19 protein-coding genes are annotated in these 18,960 nt (G+C 65.0%); 14 read left to right on the top strand and 5 right to left on the bottom strand.

What is annotated here, in order from left to right; translation table 11 throughout:
- Position 1: 1 nt before the first annotated feature.
- Positions 2 to 745 (bottom strand): class F sortase, encoded by a 744-nt coding sequence (locus tag ACX80O_RS10060; protein ID WP_459333354.1) that lies wholly within the window; start codon positions 743 to 745, stop codon positions 2 to 4.
- A 102-nt stretch (positions 746 to 847) separates the two neighbouring features.
- A complete protein-coding gene (locus tag ACX80O_RS10055) occupies positions 848 to 2,278 on the bottom strand; it encodes a hypothetical protein (RefSeq protein WP_459333353.1) in 1,431 nt (476 codons plus the stop codon).
- A 241-nt stretch (positions 2,279 to 2,519) separates the two neighbouring features.
- Here ACX80O_RS10055 and ACX80O_RS10050 point away from each other — a divergent pair, with 241 nt between their 5' ends.
- On the top strand, positions 2,520 to 3,194 hold the full coding sequence (locus ACX80O_RS10050) for a LuxR C-terminal-related transcriptional regulator (RefSeq protein WP_459307068.1): 675 nt from the start codon (positions 2,520 to 2,522) through the stop codon (positions 3,192 to 3,194).
- 7 nt (positions 3,195 to 3,201) lie between these two features.
- On the opposite strand, the gene ACX80O_RS10045 is transcribed toward ACX80O_RS10050, so the two are convergent.
- Positions 3,202 to 4,470: an MFS transporter gene (locus tag ACX80O_RS10045; RefSeq protein WP_459333352.1), complete on the bottom strand. Its 1,269-nt coding sequence runs from the start codon at positions 4,468 to 4,470 to the stop codon at positions 3,202 to 3,204.
- A 133-nt stretch (positions 4,471 to 4,603) separates the two neighbouring features.
- Between ACX80O_RS10045 and ftsY the strand changes: the two genes are divergently transcribed.
- Positions 4,604 to 5,758, top strand: a complete 1,155-nt coding sequence (ftsY, locus tag ACX80O_RS10040) for a signal recognition particle-docking protein FtsY (RefSeq protein ID WP_459333367.1) — start codon at positions 4,604 to 4,606, stop codon at positions 5,756 to 5,758.
- Positions 5,759 to 5,812: 54 nt separating this feature from the next.
- On the opposite strand, the gene ACX80O_RS10035 is transcribed toward ftsY, so the two are convergent.
- On the bottom strand, positions 5,813 to 7,567 hold the full coding sequence (locus ACX80O_RS10035) for a hypothetical protein (RefSeq protein WP_459333351.1): 1,755 nt from the start codon (positions 7,565 to 7,567) through the stop codon (positions 5,813 to 5,815).
- Positions 7,568 to 7,828: 261 nt separating this feature from the next.
- Between ACX80O_RS10035 and ACX80O_RS10030 the strand changes: the two genes are divergently transcribed.
- Positions 7,829 to 9,127 (top strand): ammonium transporter, encoded by a 1,299-nt coding sequence (locus ACX80O_RS10030; protein ID WP_459307074.1) that lies wholly within the window; start codon positions 7,829 to 7,831, stop codon positions 9,125 to 9,127.
- The gene (locus ACX80O_RS10025) at positions 9,124 to 9,462 is read left to right on the top strand and encodes a P-II family nitrogen regulator (protein WP_019482927.1); all 339 of its coding nucleotides are present in this window, start codon (positions 9,124 to 9,126) and stop codon (positions 9,460 to 9,462) included. Before ACX80O_RS10030 ends, ACX80O_RS10025 begins: the two co-directional genes overlap by 4 nt.
- 147 nt (positions 9,463 to 9,609) lie before the next feature.
- Here the strand turns inward: ACX80O_RS10025 and ACX80O_RS10020 are convergent, their stop codons facing one another.
- Positions 9,610 to 11,121 carry a glucose-6-phosphate dehydrogenase gene (locus ACX80O_RS10020; protein WP_459333350.1) on the bottom strand — a complete coding sequence of 504 codons (1,512 nt, stop codon included), beginning with the start codon at positions 11,119 to 11,121 and terminating at the stop codon, positions 9,610 to 9,612.
- Positions 11,122 to 11,147: 26 nt separating this feature from the next.
- Between ACX80O_RS10020 and ffh the strand changes: the two genes are divergently transcribed.
- From ffh to lepB, 10 genes are all read left to right on the top strand, one after another.
- Positions 11,148 to 12,725, top strand: a complete 1,578-nt coding sequence (gene ffh, locus ACX80O_RS10015) for a signal recognition particle protein (RefSeq protein ID WP_459307076.1) — start codon at positions 11,148 to 11,150, stop codon at positions 12,723 to 12,725.
- Positions 12,726 to 12,831: 106 nt separating this feature from the next.
- Positions 12,832 to 13,539, top strand: a complete 708-nt coding sequence (locus ACX80O_RS10010; protein WP_459307078.1) for an alpha/beta fold hydrolase — start codon at positions 12,832 to 12,834, stop codon at positions 13,537 to 13,539.
- Positions 13,540 to 13,719: 180 nt separating this feature from the next.
- A complete protein-coding gene (locus ACX80O_RS10005) occupies positions 13,720 to 14,214 on the top strand; it encodes a GNAT family N-acetyltransferase (protein WP_459333349.1) in 495 nt (164 codons plus the stop codon).
- 233 nt (positions 14,215 to 14,447) lie between these two features.
- Positions 14,448 to 15,326 (top strand): VOC family protein, encoded by an 879-nt coding sequence (locus ACX80O_RS10000; RefSeq protein ID WP_459333348.1) that lies wholly within the window; start codon positions 14,448 to 14,450, stop codon positions 15,324 to 15,326.
- 174 nt (positions 15,327 to 15,500) lie between these two features.
- Positions 15,501 to 15,920 (top strand): 30S ribosomal protein S16, encoded by a 420-nt coding sequence (gene rpsP / locus ACX80O_RS09995; protein WP_459307269.1) that lies wholly within the window; start codon positions 15,501 to 15,503, stop codon positions 15,918 to 15,920.
- Between the two features lies 1 nt (position 15,921).
- Entirely contained in the window at positions 15,922 to 16,167 is a 246-nt protein-coding gene (locus tag ACX80O_RS09990; protein WP_019482920.1) for an RNA-binding protein, read from the top strand.
- Between the two features lie 93 nt (positions 16,168 to 16,260).
- Positions 16,261 to 16,872, top strand: coding sequence for a ribosome maturation factor RimM (rimM, locus tag ACX80O_RS09985; RefSeq protein ID WP_459333347.1), 612 nt, complete (start codon positions 16,261 to 16,263; stop codon positions 16,870 to 16,872).
- Positions 16,873 to 17,682 carry a tRNA (guanosine(37)-N1)-methyltransferase TrmD gene (trmD, locus tag ACX80O_RS09980; protein ID WP_459333346.1) on the top strand — a complete coding sequence of 270 codons (810 nt, stop codon included), beginning with the start codon at positions 16,873 to 16,875 and terminating at the stop codon, positions 17,680 to 17,682. It abuts the gene before it with no gap.
- Positions 17,683 to 17,883: 201 nt separating this feature from the next.
- Positions 17,884 to 18,243, top strand: coding sequence for a 50S ribosomal protein L19 (gene rplS, locus ACX80O_RS09975; protein WP_459307088.1), 360 nt, complete (start codon positions 17,884 to 17,886; stop codon positions 18,241 to 18,243).
- A gap of 95 nt (positions 18,244 to 18,338) precedes the next feature.
- On the top strand, positions 18,339 to 18,932 hold the full coding sequence (lepB, locus tag ACX80O_RS09970; RefSeq protein ID WP_459333345.1) for a signal peptidase I: 594 nt from the start codon (positions 18,339 to 18,341) through the stop codon (positions 18,930 to 18,932).
- The last annotated feature ends 28 nt before the right edge of the window (positions 18,933 to 18,960 follow it).

The raw sequence follows: 18,960 nt of genomic DNA, 5'->3' as shown, positions 1-18,960 counted from the left end.
GCTAGCCGGACGGTACCGCTGTGACGATGACGTTTTTCCCCCACAGGTCGTCCGTGTAGCAGCTGATGATCACCAACCGGTGGGGAACAATGTCCCAGATATCGCTGGTCTTCAACGTCTCCTTATCGTGGGTCGTGACCGATTCGACGACGTAGTTCAACGCGCCCGTCTCAGTGGTCAGAGTGAGTGGATCCCCGACGACGACGTCGGTGCTCAGCCGGTTGAACGGCGCTTCCCGGTCCTCCCAGCTATGACCGGTGACATAGGTGGTGTTGGTGGATCCTTCTCCGGGGCTGCCGTAGCTGGTGAGCCAGTACGCATCAAGGGTGAACGGCGGCACAATCGACTGCGCTGCAACCTCACCGGCGGTCGGTGTCAGCCCCAGGACCGCTAGATCAATGCCAGCTGAGGGAACAGTGAGCCCGATCGGCGCCGAAACGGGAGCAACGATTGCCTCGTCGCCGTGGCCTGTTTCGAGGGCGGCGGGTCCTGCCCCAGCCGGTCCAGCAGGAGGAGCGGTTCCCGTGGGATCAGCTGACGGTGATGAGGGGGCGCCCGGTGAGGGGGCGGTGGAGAAGGGGGCGGTAGAGGTCTGGTAGCTGCCCGAGGGTCGGTCCGCTGGGCCAGACGACGCTGCCACTTCCGACGAGCACGCAGTAAGCAAGGTCAGCAGCGCGCCGAGCACAACGTACACCAGCCGGTAGCTGCGGTTCTGCCGTGCTCCGGGGAATCGATCTTTGGTCATCGGTCCTCGTTTCGTTGGGTGAAAGTCACAGTGTGAAGGTGGCGCCGATCGAGGTGATGATCGGCGCCACCTTCACTGCTGGTCAGCTGACGGCAGGAGGAGCTAGCCTGTCACCCGTGAGTTGCGCCGCAGTTTCACTACCGCCGCGGCTGCACCTGCAGCCAACAGTGCCCCCAGTCCCAGGAACCCCGCGCTCGCAGGTGATGCTGGGGATGCTGTGGACGCCGTGGACGCTGGGGTAGCCGTTACATCGCCGCTGTCGCTGCCGGTCTGGATATTCAAACCGCCGTTGCTGCCCGCCGAACCCGACGTCCCGGCCGAACCGCCAGCCCCGGAGCCACCGGTTCCACCGGACCCACCTGCGCCTCCGGTTCCACCGGCGCTGCCGGTCCCTCCGTTGCCGCTCCCTGCGCCACCGGAACCACCGGAACCACCGGAACCACCGGAACCACCGGAACCACCGGAATCGCCGTCGCCACCGTCGCCACCGTCGCCTCCTGTACCACCGTCCACGTCGACGATGATGTCGATGTCGAGCAGCACGTCGCCCACCCCACAGTTGGCGATCGCCACAGCGAACAAGGCTTCCAGCTCGGCGATATCGGCGTCGCTGATCCCGGGCGCCTCCAGCTGAAGGTTCACCAGCACCGCCAGCGCGGCGTCGAGCGCCCCCTGGGCTGCGAGAATAGCTTCGGTGTCGGCTGCAAGCTCGAGCGCTAGCTCGGCAGCGTCAACGGCAAGCTGGGCATCGACGGCGGCCGCCGCAGCGGCATCCGGCGTCAGCTGGAGGTCGTCAGCCACTACCTGAGCATCGGCTTCCAGCGCCACGGCCGCATCCAGGGCCGCCCGGGCCGCGATTACGGCGTCGGTTTCGACCGCCAGCAGCGCATCCACTGCAACCTGGGCGTTGGTCACCGATAGGTCAGCGACCACCTGCGCGGCGAGCGCAGCATCCAAAGCGACCTGGGCAGCAGCGATCGCCACCGGGTCGCCGTCGGCAATGGCTACAGCCAGGTCGGCCTCAGCGGTGGCCACTGCCTCATCCGCGACGACCTGGGCGGCAACCGCCACATCGAGGGCCGTCCGTGCGTCGGCGATCAGACCGGACTGAAGGGCGAGCGCTGCGTCGAGAGCTACGGTGGCGTCGTCCACGTCAACGCCGGCGTCCAGCAGAACCGCCAGCGCAGCGTCGAGGGCGAGTTGCGCGTTATCCAGTGCCAGCTCCGCATCGACGAGCAACTGCAGTGCCGCGTCGAGCTCCCCTTGGGCTTCGCCGGTGGCGACAGCTGCCGCTGCTACCAGCGCGTCCAGATCAGCCTGGGCGTCCAGTACAGCCTGTAGGGCAAGCGAGAGTTCGAGGGAGAGCTCGGGGTCCGCCCCCGTGCGGTCCAGTGCAGCGCGGACGTCGGCCTGCGCCGACAGGCACTCGGGCGAATCGAGTGCGGCCTGTGCCGGTGCAGCGCTGAGGAACGTGCTGCCAGCGATGAGTGCAGCTGTGGACCCGACGGCGAGCAGGCGGTTGCGAGTGATCATGAATCTTCTCCTGAGGCGAGAGTGGGCCGACGGTCCGCGACCGAAGGCAGGAGCACCGGTTGTCCTTGAGGTGTTTCCTGTGCTCCATGTCACCCGGTCAGGTGGGTAATTGACAGGTCTGGTCAGTTAGAAAAAAGTGACCCAACTGTTACTAAGCCAGCTTAGTTGATGGGGTAGATTAGCCAAATGGCTGGGGAGTCATTGCTACTTGGTAGCCGTTTGGGGGAGACATCTAGTGACAATGGAAGACCTTCGTTCCCAATCGCTCACGGTTCATCTGGCGGGCAACGATTATCTAACCGGTCTCGCGCTCGCTCAATTGCTGAACCGGTCGGGATTCATTGAAGTCACGGGATTGAGCACGCACGGCACACAGGCGGTCGCCCAGGTCCGGACTGAACATCCCGACGTGGTTTTGGTGGACGCGCTGATTTCCGACCGGGGGTTGGCTGAGACTACCTCGGCAATCTCCAGGCTTGCCGGGGCGCCGAAGGTGGCTATCCTCTCGGCCAACCGAACCGGCGATTCGGGCAGCGCCATGGGTGCGGCCTTCGCCGCTGGGGCATCGAGTTACATTGTGCGGGATTTCACTGTCGAGGATATTGCCGCCGCCCTGCGCATCGTGCACCGGGGCGGGGTGGTGAACGCCGTCTTCCCAGCCTGTCGGCACGCGCCACGCCCGGTGGCCGGCATGGATGCGCAGGTGGTGAGCCGCTTCGAGTCGATGAGCGGACGGGACTTGCTCATTGTTGGCGCTTTGGCTGACGGGCAGACCAACCTGCAGATCTCGCGGAAGATGAATCTCAGCGAGGCGACGATCAAGGCGCGGCTGGCACAGGTTATGCAGCTGCTGGGCGTGGACAACCGTGTGCAGATCGCTGTTGCAGCGGTTCGCGCCGGCGTGACTACCGGCTAACGGGCGCTTAGGGGCCAGCCTTTCCTGGAAGCGTTTCGCGCGCGCCCAGCCAAACCAGAAACGCCGCAAACGCGACGACGCCGGTCAGGGCGAATGCCCATCCGAAGGACAGGGCGTCAACGAGCAGTCCGGCGATGATGGGCCCAATGATGGCGCCGGTATCGGCGCTCATCTGGAACGCTGCCAGCACCTTTCCGCCGCTGCGTTGGTTGCCAATCACATCGGCGACGGCCGCCTGCTGGGCGGGATTCAGCAGGCCAGCACCCAGACCGGCGACAACAGAGACCGCGAGGAACATCACCAGGTCGGTGGTGAAGCCGAGACCCGCCATCGCCGCCCCGTTGACGGCCAGCCCCGTGAGCACCAGGGGTTTGCGGCCCAACCGGTCTGCCAGCCTGCCGGAAAAGGTCAGGGCCACCGCGGTGCCTACCGCGAAGAAGGTCAGAGCGATGCCAGCCACCTCAGGGCCTTCGCCCAGCACGGCCGCGGCGAACAGGGGGACGAGCGCCATCCTCACGCCGAACGAGGACCACCCGTTGGAGAACCCCGATGCCAGCGCCGCCCGGTAGGCGGAGTCGCCGAGCGCCTCGCGCACGGACAGGGATGGGAGCGGCGCCGCGTTGGCTGCCTTGTCCCGGAGCGCCGAATCCCGCAGCTGGAAGAAGACCACTGCTGCGGCGATGATCAGGGCTCCCGCATAGACGAGGAACGGAACCCGCAGTCCGAAGACAGCCAGCAACCCGCCGATCAGGGGCCCGAAAATACTGCCCAGCAGAAAAGCTGAAGCGTAGGAGCCCGATACCCTGCCGCGCAGGCCCGGTGGCGCCAGCCGAACGATCAGGCCCATCGCCGACACAGTGAACATAGTGGACCCGATACCGCCCAGTCCGCGGAAGATCAGCAGCTGCCAGTAGTCCGCGGCGAACGCACACGCTGCAGTCGACAGCGCGACGATCAACAGTCCCGACACATAGACCGGCCGTTCACCGAGGCGTTCGACGAGCTTGCCGCCCGCCGGGGCAAAGACCAGCCGGGTGAAGGCGAACGCGCTGACGATGATGGCCGAGGCGGTCACCCCCAGGTCAAGGCGGGCCACGATCGGTGGGAGGTCGAAGCTTTGGGCGAACTGCGGGAGCACCGGTGCCACCAGTCCGAAGCCGATGGCGATAACGAACGCAGCGGCGATCAGGACCCGGATCTCCCGCGGGATGGTGATGCGTTCGGCGGGTTCGACGGCGGGCGTGCCGGTGGCGGGGGAGCGTCTGAGGCTGAACATGATGCGTTCAGTCTTTCACCAGTTTCCTCCGGGCCGTGCCGGAGGCGTATGAGAAGCTAGGTCTGTGAACGAAACGACGCTCCAGATAGTAATTTACGTAGCCATTTCCCTCGCGGTGATCGGCTCACTCGCCATGCTCCTGCTGAAGGGACGCAGAACACCTCCGGGTACCTACACCACCACCCGTGACGACGACGATCCCGTCACCGGTGGAAGGTCCGCCTACTCCACCGATACGCTGGAGCGGCCCTCGGGCATGGTCCACGCACCCGACGTCGCTGCCCCGGATGTAACTGTTCCCGATGACCTGCGCGATCTCGACGAGACCACCATCGGCACCGAAACCGTGCCCGTGGAGACGCCCGACGAGGTGCAGGGCCGCCTGGCCCGCCTGCGGGCCCGGCTGATCCGGTCGAATAATGCGCTGGGCAAGGGTCTGCTCGCCCTGCTGTCCCGCGACAACATCGACGAAGACGTCTGGGACGAAATCGAAGAGACCCTGCTGCTCGCCGACCTGGGCACCGAACCGACAATGGAACTGGTGGACGCGCTCCGGGCCCGGGTGAAGGTTGCCGGCAGCCGCAGCCCCGCCGAGGTCAAGGACATGTTGCGCCAGGAACTGGTCAAGCTGGTCGATCCCACGATGGACCGTTCCCTCGCGACCGACCGGCACGCCGACCGCCCCGCGGTGGTGCTGGTGGTCGGCGTGAACGGCGTAGGCAAGACCACGACCGTTGGGAAGCTGGCGCGTGTCCTCGTTGCCGATGACAAGGATGTCCTGCTGGGCGCCGCCGACACCTTCCGAGCCGCGGCTGCGGAGCAGCTCGCGACCTGGGGGCAGCGGGTCGGCGTGCCGACGGTCCGGTCCGACGTCGACGGCGCCGACCCGGCGTCGGTCGCGTTCGAGGCAGTGAAGGCAGGCATCGACGGCGAAGTGGATGTGGTCATGATTGACACCGCCGGCCGGCTCCAGAACAAGGTGGGCCTGATGGACGAACTCGGTAAGGTGAAGCGGGTGATCGAGAAGCTCGCCACCGTCGATGAGGTGCTGCTGGTGCTCGATGCCACCACCGGGCAGAACGGCCTCAACCAGGCACGGGTGTTCGCCGAGGTTGTGAACGTGACGGGCATCGTCCTCACCAAGCTCGACGGCACCGCCAAGGGCGGCATCGTCGTCGCGATCCAGCGCAGCCTCGGGGTCCCGGTGAAGCTCGTGGGGCTCGGTGAAGGCGCGGACGACCTGGCCCTGTTCGAGGCCGAAACCTTCGTGGACGCGCTGCTCAACTAGCGGGTCAAGGAAAGCGGCGCTCCACGATTCCGTGGGCGCCGCTTTCGTGTGGGGCTAGAAGGTGAACGTGAACACCGACACGGTGCCCGCCGTCACCGGCAGCTGCACCGATTCCGCTCCCGGGACGAACCCGGGGATGGCCGGGCGATCGGCGGCCGGGATGGGTGCGGCGAACTCGCCGTCGATCACTGTTGAGTCCTCTGCGGTGTAGGAAGGACCAGCGAGCTGGGTCATGGAGCTGGTGCGCGCACCTGCGGGTAGTTGCACTGTGACGTCAGCCTGCGCAGCAACCTCGGGGTCGTTCTCGTTGACCAGGACCACACTGATGCTGCCATCCTCGTGCTGGACCACGTAGCTGTAGGCCAGCCCACCACCCTCGGCGGTGTTCTTCAGGAACGCTCCGGGTGGGAGTTCGGCAACCATTGACAGGCCGTAGTAGTTGGCCCGTTCGTTGAAGGTTGCATCAGGCTGAAGGTAGGCCCCTCCCGAGCAAATGGATGACATCGGAGGACCGCCCTCGCAGGTCAGCAGTGAGCTGTGGAAGCTCAGCCGGGGGATGCCGATCTGGGCGGCGCTCAGTGCGTAGTCGACGCTCCACAGCGCTGACGCGTGGGTCTTGGTGGTCTCGTTTGATCCGGGGCAGGCCGAGATCCCGGTTTCGGGAATCCAGGTTTCCAGTCCGGCTGCACTGGCCGGGGCGAGGGCGGCGCGGCGGTAGTCCTCGGCGCGGTCGTGGATCGGCGCGGCCATCAGGTTCTCCATGATGGGCTCGCCCAGGGGATCATTTGATCCGTCGCACTGCGACAGCGGGTAGTGGTGGAACGAAAGGATCTTTTCCTGCTGCAGGTCGGCCTGGGTGAACGGCTCCCACCAGGCCTCCGCATACGTGCCCGGACCCACAATCTTCACCTCTGGCGCAACCTCGTACATTGCGTCCGCGTAGGCTTGCAGCTCGTTCAGGTAGTCCGGGATGCCCCAGTCGGAGGGCCGTAGACCGTTAGTGGGATACCCATTGGGTTCGTTACCGATGGTGATTCCGACCAGTCGGTCACCGAAGATGTTGGACGCGTGCATGGTCATGTCAGCCGCACGCTCGGGATCGTAGTTACCCATATCCACTGTCAGGCTGATCGTGGCGTCAGCGGCTTCCAGCAAGGTGTTGACCCGCTCCAGGTCTGCTGGGCCGACTGCGCGTACGGGCCGCGCCTTATCGCCCTCAAGGTTTCCGGGGATTGCCTCGTTGGAGGAGGTCCAGAAAAACCGGCGGTCCACCGCGTTGCCGCCGAAGCGAAGCATCGGCCGCCCCAGCCCGGTCAGACTGGCCACTATCTCCGGATTGTCGCCGGACATCCGAGGATCTGCGAGATCGGTCGCTTCAAGCGACAGTCCGATGAGGTTGGACGGCAGCTCGGTGCCGGTCGGTTCGTCAGACACCGTGATGGTCATTGGTTCGACGGCTTCAAGCGGCGACCCTGCCGGGGGGCCGGCCTGCTCATAGAACACGGTAGGTGCCGGCGGAAGGGGCTCGGTTGATTCAGGCAGCGGCTCCGGTGGGGGAGCTGGCGAGGTTTCGACGGCAGCAGAGCTCGGCATCGAGGACGACGACGGCGAGGCTGACGACGTCGTCGCCCCTGGCTCGTCCTCCTGGACCAGGGCGGAGATTCCAACTCCCGCGCCGACCAGGACACCAATGGTGGCCAACCCGGCAGCAACCATCACTTTGGGGCTCGGACGGGCACGCCGGGCAGATCCTTGCCCGGTCTCCTCCGGTAAAGGATCAGGCGTGGGGCTATTGGGGTAATCGGACATTAGTCTCCATCGTTGTCAGCTCCCAGCCAGTCTAACCAGCCCGCAGCCTCCTTCGTTTTCTACCCCCAGTGGTCACCCCCAGCCGGTGGCCCGCAGCAGTGTGGGGCCAGTTCATCTGCCCGAAACATAGCTGTCATGCAGTCTTTACCGGGGCGCGAGTTCTGTAACGTCCCGGCAATCAATTGGTTCACGGCACGGAAACACGGCGCGGGCAGACTTGCTAGTGCGGGATCTACCCGCCACTCGCGAGAGGATGTGACGATGGATCTGACAGCAGGTCACGTCTGGGTAATGATTTCGGCCGCCATGGTGCTTTTGATGACACCCGGGCTGGCATTTTTTTACGGCGGCATGACGCGCGCCAAGGCCGCACTCAACATGATGATGATGAGTTTCATCGCCGTCGGATTGGTCGGCATCGTCTGGGTCCTGTGGGGCTACTCGATGACAGGGGGCGACGGCGTCGCCCAGCTTTTCGGTAATCCCTTCGCCTCCTTCGGTCTCGAAGGCCTGATCGGCACCGAGGACATGATCGGGGCCGGCTACGGAGTTACCTTCGCCATCATCACTGTTGCCCTCATTAGCGGCGCCATCGCCGACCGGGCCAAATTCGGCGCCTGGTCGCTGTTCGTCCCCATCTGGGTCACCGCCGTCTACTGCCCGCTTGCCTTCATGGTCTGGGGTGGCGGCCTACTCAGCGCCGACGGTGCCGTCGGCGGTGCGGTGGGTGAAGCCATCGACTTCGCCGGCGGAACTGTTGTCCACATCAGCGCCGGCGTTGCGGCACTGGTCCTGGCGCTCATCCTCGGCAAGCGGCAGGGCTTCGGCAAGGATCCCGCGCAGCGCCCCCACAACGTGCCACTGGTCATGCTCGGCGCAGCCCTGCTGTGGTTCGGCTGGTTCGGCTTCAACGGTGGCGCCGCGGGTTCCGCCGAGGAAGCCGGCCTCATCTGGGTCAACACCATGGCCGCTCCGGCAGCAGCAATGGTCGGCTGGCTGGTGCTCGAACGGTTCCGTGATGGGCGACCAACGTCCCTGGGCGCAGCCTCGGGGATCGTCGCCGGTCTCGTCGCCATCACCCCCGCCTGCGCCAACGTCAGCCCCATCGGTGCCATCGGCCTCGGCCTGGTAGCTGGCGCGATGTGCGCTCTTGCCGTCGGCCTGAAATATAAGCTCGGCTTCGACGACTCCCTCGACGTCGTCGCCGTTCACCTGGTGGCCGGGACCATCGGCACCCTCGCACTCGGCTTCATCGCCATGCCGGTAGACGGCGAAGGTGGGGGGCTCTTCTACGGTGGTGGTGGCAGCCAGTTGCTGGCCCAGGTCATCTCGGTCCTCGTAGCCGTGACCCTCTCCGCGGTCATGACGGCAATCATCGGCCTCGGCATCCACAAGACCATCGGATTCCGCATCACCGCTGACGACGAGGTATCCGGCGTCGACCTCTCGGAGCACGCCGAGACAGCCTACGAATTCGGTGGGCTCGGTGTCGGTGGACAGTTCCATCCCACACACAATGTCGCAGCCACGGAGCAGGTCTCGGAAAAGGTGAACTCATGAAGCTGGTCACGGCAATCGTCCGCCCGGATAAGCTCGACGGCGTCCGCGGAGCCCTGGAAACCTACGGCGTGCAGGGTCTCACGGTCAGCGGGGCAAGCGGCTACGGAAGGCAGCGCGGCCACACCGAGGTGTACCGCGGCGCTGAATACACAGTCGACCTGCTCCAGAAGATTCGCGTCGAGGTGCTCGTCGCCGATGCCTGGGTCACCGACATTGTTGATGTCCTGGTCTCGACCGCCAACACCGGTCGGGCCGGTGATGGGAAGGTCTGGGTGATCCCGGTGGAGGACGCCGTCCGCGTTCGCACCGGGGAACGCGGCGACGCCGCACTCTAGTCCGTCCCACGACACCGGACAAAAGCCACCTTTCACCTCCGGGATCACCGCCTACCGGCGGGTTTCCCGAAGCGAGGGGTGGCTTCGGCGGTTAATGACGACGACGACGGCGCTTGGCGGCGGTCAGCAGGGGCGCTGCCGTTCCAACTACCTCTCCCAGGCTGCGGGACCCGACGACCCGGCCGGATACTCATCCAGCGGCACCTCATCGGCAGCCCACGCGTCAAGTACCGGATCCACGATCCGCCAGCAGTCCTCGGCGGTGTCGCCCCGAACGGACAGGGTGGGGTCGCCGGTCAGCACCCCTTCGAGGACTTCGCCGTAGGGCAGCAGTTCCGACGCGTTGAGTCTGGCCTCAAGGACCGCCCGGTCCAGGGAGAAGATGTCCCCGGGTCCGTTGACATCAACTTCGAGCTGCAGCGTCTCGGGTCCGAAACTAATCCGCAGCCGGGTGGGCGTGTCCTGACCGGTGAACCCGGCGGGTAGATGACTCACCGGTTTGAACGTGATGAGCGCCTCCTTGCGTTTGACGCCGAGCGCCTTCCCGGACCGAAGGATGAACGGCACGCCAGCCCACCGCGCATTATTGATGGACACGGTGATCTCGGCGAGTGTTTCTGTCCCGCGGGAGGGGTCGACTCCGGCCTCGGCCGCGTAATCCGGAATGTCCCGCCCAGCAATGGTCCCGGCCACATACCGGGCGCGCCGGGTGCTCCGGGTGAAATCGGGGTCAACCTCACTGGCACGCAACACGGCGCCGATGCCGTCCCTGAGGTCGCGTTCGTGCAGGCTCACCGGGGATTCCATCGCCAGGATGGCCATGGCGTGCAGCAGATGACTCTGGATCATGTCGCGGAGGGCGCCAGCGCCGTCGTAGTAGCGGGCACGATCCTCCAACGCCAGATCCTCGTCGTAGACAACCTCCACCCGATCGATGTGCAGGTTATTCCAGACCGGTTCCAGCAGGCGGTTCGCGAACCTGAGGCCGAGAATGTTCAGCACCGTGGCTTTGCCCAGGAAGTGATCCACCCGGTGGATGTGATCCTCGGGAACCAGCCGGGTCAGCGTTTCATTGAGCCGGAACGCCGCCGCCTGATCGGTGCCGAACGGCTTCTCCATCACGAGCCGGGTGCCAGCGGGAAGATCAGTGGGGGAGAGCAGCTCGCACGCCTGCTCGCTGATCGCCGGTGGCAGCGCGAAGTACACGGCGACGGGCCCCCGCAGGGTTGCGATCAGCCGGGCCAGTTCACCGGGCGCTGTGACGTCAATCCGCCGGTACACGCTGGTGGCTCTGATCCCGCCCAGCGCCATCCGGCCGTCGTCGTCGGCATCCTCGGAGGCGGCAGCGAAGGAATCCGAGAGCCGCGTCGCCCACCGCTCCGCGCTCCAGTCGTCGGAGCCGGCACCCACCAGATGGAGCCCACCGGCTCGGCCGTGCCGCACCAGCCGGGCCAGGCCGGGCAGCAACAGCCTGCCGGTCAGATCGCCTGACGCGCCGAGGATGAGCAGCGTCGCGACCTCCTGATCGGGGGAGAACGGCGTCTGGTCCTGGACTGAGTTTGTATGCGTTTCCACACCACCACCCTGCCACCTCGCTACCGCGATGTCCCGCAACCCGCCAGCTGCCCCAGTTGGTACCCTTGATAGCAGATCCACCATCCATCGAAGAAAGCAGTTCACGGCGCGTGTTCAATTCACTCTCTGACCGGTTGACAGAAACTTTCAAGAACCTCCGTGGGAAGGGTCGGCTCTCCGAAGCCGACGTCGACGCCACTGTTCGCGAGATTCGCCGCGCACTGCTGGATGCCGACGTCGCGGTCACGGTGGTCCGCGAATTCACCGCCAAGGTCAAGGAACGCGCGCTGGGGCTGGAGGTCTCGCAGGCGCTGAATCCGGGCCAGCAGGTCGTGAAGATCGTCAACGAGGAGCTCGTCGGCATCCTCGGCGGGGAGACCCGTCGCATCAGGCTTGCCAAGAACCCCCCGACCGTCATCATGTTGGCCGGCCTCCAGGGTGCGGGTAAGACCACCCTTGCCGGCAAGCTGGCGAAGTGGCTAAAGGGCCAAGGCCACAGTCCGCTCCTGGTGGCGTGTGACCTGCAGCGACCCAACGCCGTCAAGCAGTTGCAGGTCAACGGCGAACGCGCGGGCGTGCCGGTCTTCGCGCCGCATCCCGGTGTCAGCTCCGAATTCGAAACCGCCACTGGGGACCCGGTAGCCGTCGCCCGCGCCGGTGTCGCCGAAGCACGGACCAAGCTGTACGACGTCGTCATCGTCGATACCGCGGGTCGCCTGGGTATCGACGCCGAGCTGATGCAGCAGGCGTCCGACATCCGCGATGCAGTCAACCCCGACGAAGTGCTCTTCGTCATTGACGCAATGATCGGGCAGGACGCCGTCAACACGGCGCAGGCCTTCAACGAGGGCGTCAATTTCACGGGTGTGGTCCTGACCAAGCTCGACGGCGACGCCCGCGGTGGTGCGGCGCTCTCGGTGGCGTCGGTCACCGGCAAGCCGGTCATGTTCGCCTCTACCGGTGAGGGCCTGAACGACTTCGAGCTGTTCCACCCCGACCGGATGGCTTCACGCATCCTGGACATGGGCGACATTCTCACGCTGATCGAGCAGGCGGAGAAGTCGTGGGACAAGGACGAAGCCGCGCGGATGGCGCAGAAGTTCTCCGACCAGGAGGACTTCACGCTCGACGACTTCCTGGCGCAGATGCAACAGATCCGCAACATGGGCTCCATGAAGAAAATGCTGATGATGATGCCGGGCGCCGCCGGGATGCGGGAACAGCTGGAGAATTTCGACGAGCGCGAGATCGATCGCGTCGAGGCGATCGTGCGGTCCATGACCAAGCATGAGCGGGTGGCGCCGAAGATCATCAACGGTTCGCGCCGCGCCAGGATCGCGCGCGGTTCGGGTGTGCATGTTTCGGAGGTCAACGGCCTGCTGGAGCGTTTCGGCCAGGCGCAGAAGATGATGAAGAAGATGGCCTCCGGCGGGGGAATCCCGGGGATGCCCGGCGTGGCAGGTCCCGGCGGGTTCAACGGTGGAGCACGCAAAGGCAAGGCTGTAGCCAAGGGGAAGAAAAAGGCGAAGTCGGGCAACCCGGCCAAGGCGGCCCAGGAGCGGGTCGACGCCGAGGCGCGGCGCAACCGACCGTCCGTTCCGTCCGGGGCGGCCTTCGGCGCGCAGAACGACTTCGACCCGTCGTCGCTGAACCTCCCGAAGGGCTTCGACAAGTTCCTCGGCAAGTAGCCCCCCGCAACACCCTCGGATCGAGTCACCAGAAATGATCGATTTCGGGCGCGAGTCCCGTCATGTGTGGTGACTCGATCCATCCCGGAGACCTAAGAGCGGCGCCATGACCCAGGAACGACTCGTGTTTGTCCACGGCGGCGGTGCCTTTGGCGCCGCCGCCTGGCCAACCCAGCACGCCCTGGCGGGTAGGTACGACTGCCTCTTCCTGCGCCGTCATGGGTTCGAGGCCGGGGTTGACCCGCTGCCCCCTGACTTCGCCGAGGACCAGCGGATTGTTGTCGATGCCCTCGGCGACGGCGGGCATCTGGTGGCCCATTCGCATGGCGCCATTTCGGCGATGATGGCCGCCGTCGACAGGCCCGATCTGGTCCGGTCGTTGGTACTCATCGAGCCCGCCTGCCTTTCGTTGACCGCCGACCTGCCTGCCACCGCTGCGCACCGGGCGCTGGTCGAGCCGCTATATCAACGCCGGGATTCTCTGTCGGATGAAGCGTTCCTGCAGGAGTTTGTCCGGCTCGTGTTCTCCACCGAGGCAAGGCATCCTGCCACATCCGAGGCCCGCCGCGCCGCCCGACGGTTGAAGATGCAGTTGCCGCCGTGGGAGGCGCCGCTGGACATCGTTCCCGGGGTCCCGACGTTGATCGTGACCGGCGGCTGGGAACCGCTCTACGAGGAGATCGCCGACTATCTCGCGGTCACCGGCGCCCACCACGTGGTTGCCCCGGGCGGCCATCGACCGCAGGACGCAACCGAGGGGGACACCCTGATCCGGGAGTTCATCGCTGTGCACGCAAATCCCGCTCACTCATGAAGACCTTCCGTGCCACAATCCGGCAACGGTGAGCATCCTGGACACGGGACGTCAGCCTGGACCCCGGTGAGCGGTATTTCGGTCCACGAGGTCCAGACTGACCCGCCTGTCCAGGTTGATCCCCGCAGCGCAGGCCGCTCGGCGCCCTGACCGGCCTGGTCTCGCCCTACACTTGATCGGATGATCAGCATCCGCGACGCCGAACCGCTGGATATCGCCTTTCTGCCGGTCATCGAGGCGACAGCTGATTCGTTGTTGACCTTCATCGGCGGCGCACCTCTGCCGGTGTCGCTACCGGCCGGAGCCTCGCGGGCCGAGCTGGCACTCTCGCTGAAGCTGCTGGTTGTCGGGCGCCCGTGTGTCGGGTTCGCCCGTCTGGAGGAGCTCGACGGCGGCGCGCACCTTGAGCAACTGGCTGTCCTTCCGCGCCACGCGGGCAGGGGGATCGGCCGGGCCCTGGTCGAAGCTTCGAAGGACTGGGCCCGCGCGCAGGGATACACCGCACTGACCCTCACTACTTTCTCCGCTGTACCGTTCAACGCCCCGCTCTATGAGAGCTGCGGATTTGAGATGGCCCGGCACCCGTCCCCGGCACTGCTGGAGGTCCGACGCCATGAAAAAACCATCGGCCTCGACCAGATCGGCCAGCGCGTGATCATGCGCATAGCGCTGTAGCCGCCCGAAGGCGCCACATCCGTGCCGGTCTGCTCACCTTCTCCGCCCGAAAACGGCCCATCGACGGCGTGTCGGGCGGCCTACACGCCGAACACGCGCCACAACCTGGGCAATCTCGCCCACCAGCCAGCCGCTGGAGATCGGCGCCGGACCAGGAACGCACCACGTCCGGGAATAACTTGAAGTTTCAAGTAGTTGTGCCTTGTAGCGCGTCACGTAAAAAGGAGAACCTCATGACGAATCCCCAGGATCTATTGCCCGACGAGCTGTCCATGGGCACCGTGCTCCTCAAGGTGGGCGACCTGCCAGCGATGTCCGACTACTACCAACGAGCCCTTGGACTCGAAGTCATCGAGGAAACTGGCGAGGGGGTGAACCTCGGCCGCGGAAACACGCCGCTGATTCACCTCACACCGGCTAATGGCCTCCAGCTTCCGGCCCGGGGCGAGGCTGGACTTTTCCACACCGCACTCCTCTTCGATGACCGGTCGGCTCTGGCCGCTACGGTCGCCGCCACCGCCCAGTACGATGCCAGACTCTACGTGGGCAGCGCGGACCACCTGGTCAGCGAGGCCTTTTACTTCACCGACCCCGAAGGCAACGGGATTGAGCTGTACTTCGACAAGCCCCGCGACACCTGGCAGTGGAACACCGACGGCAGTGGAAAGTCAGTCGTCATGGACAGCCTCCGACTTCCGGTCGAGGACTACCTGCGGGACCACCTGACCCAGGAAGCGGTGACAGCCCAGAAAGTGGCGGCCGCCGTCGTCGGGCATGTTCACCTGCAGGTGGGAGATGTGGCGACCGCCGAAGACTTCTACGTCGACACACTCGGCTTCGAACGCACCGCCGGCTGGCATGGGCAGGCGTTGTTTGTGTCTGCTGGGGGATACCATCACCACATGGCGATGAATGTGTGGAACAGCCTCGGCGCCGGACCACGGAAAGACACACTCGGGCTGGGTGAAGTGCTCATCCGTGTCCCAGCCCAGGACCACGTGGGTGCACTGGCTGACAGGCTGAAAGTCGCCGGCATTGAAAACCACCACACCGGCAGCGAACTACGCTTCAATGATCCGTGGAACAACAAAATCCGGGTAGCCATAAATTAGTGTGGCGTGATTCGTGCTGGCGTCAGCTATCTGGCACAATAGAGCTGTACTCGATCCGGGCAGCCCCTCTCTCTGCGCGCGCATCTTGTCCTTTTGAACCCTCAGAGGTGGCCCGCCCCACGGGAGCACTGAGTAGGGCTCGCCCCTTTAGATCATCAAGGAGTGACCACAACAGTGGCCGTAAAGATTCGCCTGAAGCGCATGGGTAAAATCCGCGCACCTTTCTACCGTGTCGTCGTCATGGATGCACGCGCCAAGCGTGATGGCCGTGCCCTCGAGGAGATCGGTAAGTACAACCCCACCGAGGAGCCCTCGTTCATCGAGATCAAGTCGGACCGCGCGCAGTACTGGCTCGGCGTTGGCGCACAGCCAACCGAGCAGGTCGCCGTGTTGCTCAAGATCACCGGTGACTGGCAGAAGTTCAAGGGACTCGAAGGCCAGGAGGGAACCTTGCGGACCAAGGCTCCCAAGGAAGCCTTCGTCGCCCCAGAAAAGGGTTCGGTAATCGTTCCTGAAGCCATCACCCCCAAGGCCAAGAAGTCCGACGCCGAGGCACCAGTCGACGCCGAGACGGAAACCGCCGAGGCCAAGTAAATTGCTGGCAGAAGCGCTGGAACATCTCGTCCGGGGAATCGTCGACAGTCCTGATGATGTCAAGGTTTCCCTGAAGAACAACCGCCGTGGGGAAACCCTCGAGGTGCGGGTTCATCAGGACGATCTGGGCCGCGTTATCGGTCGCCAGGGCCGCACAGCCCGCGCCTTGCGCACCGTTGTGTCAGCCCTCGCCGATGGCGAACCGGTGCGCGTGGACGTCGTCGATACGGACCGCCGCCGAGGCTAACAGCGCTTCAGCACACTAGATTACTAAGTTTGGCCCCGCACCGGATAATGGTGGCGGGGCCAAATTTGTGCCCACCCAACCCAGGAGTGTCAGATGGAAGTACAGGTTGCCAGGATTGGCAAGCCCCACGGTATTCGCGGCGAGGTCACCGTGCAGCTATTCACCGACGCGCCGGAGGACAGGTTCGAGGCGGGTGCCATCTTCCGCGCTGAACCGGCCACCCTTGGCCCGCTGACGGTCAGTGGCGCCCGCTGGAACAAGGACATCCTGATCCTCGGCTTCGACGGGTACGCCGATCGCAATGCCGCCGAAACCCTCCGCGGAGCCAAACTTTTCATCGATACCCATGAGGCTGAGGACGACGACGACGACGCCTGGTACGAACACGAGCTAATCGGCCTTGAAGCGCGGGTCGGGGACGACGTCGTTGGCAAGGTCAGCGGTCTTCGCACCCTCGAGGTGCAGGATCTGCTGATCGTCGAAACCTCCGCCGGACACGAGACGCTGGTGCCCTTCGTCAACGAAATTGTTCCCGAGGTCAATGTGGCGGGCGGCTACGTGCTGCTTACCCCACCGGCGGGCCTGTTCGAACTGAACCTGCCGGGCTCCAACCAGGCGGGTCCCGATGATGGGGAAGTCAGCGAGCTCGACGACGACGCCCCCGCAAACGACGCCCCGGCCGGTACCGAGGGCAGCGGACGCTAAGTGCGCATCGACGTCGTCAGTATTTTCCCCGAGTATCTGGCCGCCCTTGACCTGTCGCTGATCGGCAAGGCGCGTCAGGACGGGTTGCTCGATCTGCGGGTCCATGACCTGCGCAGGTTCACCACCGACCGCCACCGCACCGTAGATGACACGCCCTACGGCGGCGGTGCGGGCATGGTGATGAAGCCTGAACCGTGGGCGTTGGCTCTGCAGTCAGTGATTGACGAGTCGCCGGCGGAGTGTCGCCCGGTGCTGATTGTTCCCTCTCCTGCGGGGGAGGTGTTCACTCAGCGCATGGCCAATGAACTTGCTGAGGAGCCGCAGCTGGCCTTCGCCTGCGGGAGGTACGAGGGGATCGACGAGCGGGTGCTCGACTGGGCCAGCGAGCAGTTCGAGGTCCGGCCGGTGAGCCTCGGCGACTACGTCCTCAACGGCGGAGAGGTGGCCGTGCTCGCGATGGTCGAAGCCGTCGGCAGGTTGCTGCCCGGAGTGGTGGGCAACCCGGAGTCACTCGTCGAAGAGTCCCATGCCGACGGGCTGCTGGAGTATCCGGTCTACACGAAGCCGTCCGACTGGCGTGGCCGGGGGATCCCCGAGGTCCTGCTCAGCGGCAACCACGCACGAATCGCCCAGTTCAGGCGTGACGAGCAGTTCCGTCGCACAGCCCAGCGCCGGCCGGACCTGCTGGAAGGGCTGTCGACTGAAACGCTGAGCACCGCGGACCTGGCAGCGTTGGCGGACTTGGGGTACGTCGTCGTCGACGGCGGGCTGAAGCGGCGGTCCGACGGTGCCTCGCCAGGCGATGACTGACCGAGCTCGTCGATATGGCATAATTGGCGTTTGTGTCGACTGGGTTGTTCCCTGCCACAGGGGGAGAACTACCAACAGGCTGACACGCCGGCGGCCCACCTATGAGTCTGCCGGTCTCCTAATTTTCCGGCGGACATTGCCTAGGCCCTGCCCGCTGTGACCAACGTGAATGACCTGTGGCGTTCACCAGGAGCAACAACCATGCATATTCTTGACTCCGTCGATGCAGCATCACTGCGCACCGACATTCCTGCATTCCGCGCCGGTGACAACCTCAAGGTGCACGTCAACATCATTGAAGGCAAGAACACCCGTGTCCAGATCTTCCAGGGCTTTGTTGTTGGCCGTCAGGGCGATGGCCTCCGCGAAACCTTCACCGTCCGTAAGATCAGTTTCGGTGTAGGCGTGGAGCGTACCTTCCCGGTTCACTCCCCAGTCCTTGACAAGATTGAGGTCGTTTCCCGCGGCGACGTCCGGCGCGCGAAGCTGTACTACATGCGCGACCTCCGCGGCAAGGCCGCCAAGATCAAGGAAAAGCGCGAACCCAAGACCGCCAAGTAACACCCTTTGTGAACCGCACCATGCCTGGATCGGATCGTCCCGGGCATGGTGCGCGAGCTCAACCAGAACGCCGGCCCCTTCGGGGCTGGCGTTTTGTGCTGTCCGCACTCCTTATTGCCGTGGTGGTGGCCTCTGTCCTCAGGGCCACCGTCGCCGACATTTACTACATCCCCTCCGCGTCCATGCAACCGCTCCTCGAGGAAGGTGACCGGGTGCTGGTCTCCCGGGTCGACGGGGAACCGCAGCGCGGCGACGTCATTGTCTTCGACGGCCGGGGGTCTTTTGACCCGATCAGTGGGGGTGGACCCGCCGAAATCCTTGGCACGCTGGGGCACTGGCTCGGCGTGTCGGGCAGCGACACCGTCTACGTCAAACGGGTACTCGGCGTCGGCGGAGACACGGTGTCCTGCTGCAGCAGCCCGGGTGTGCAGATCGAGGTCAATGGGAACCAGCTCGCGGAGCCCTACGTTTTCCCCTCAGATGCCCCTAGCGACCAACAGTTCGAGGTTACGGTCCCACAGGGTAAATTGTGGGTAATGGGCGACCACCGCTCAGCGTCGTTCGATTCACGGTCGCTGCTGGGGGCACCGGGTGGGGGACTGGTCTCGACTGACCGGGTCCTTGGCCGGGCAGTGCACACCATCTGGCCGCCCTCACGGTATGGCCCCATTGAACGTTTCACCGATTGACCGACCACCAACTTTGAGGTAGTGACCT

The organism is Arthrobacter glycogeni, assembly GCF_054511155.1.
The sequence above is the reverse complement of the archived record's forward strand: the minus strand, read 5'-3'. Positions and strand labels throughout refer to the sequence as shown.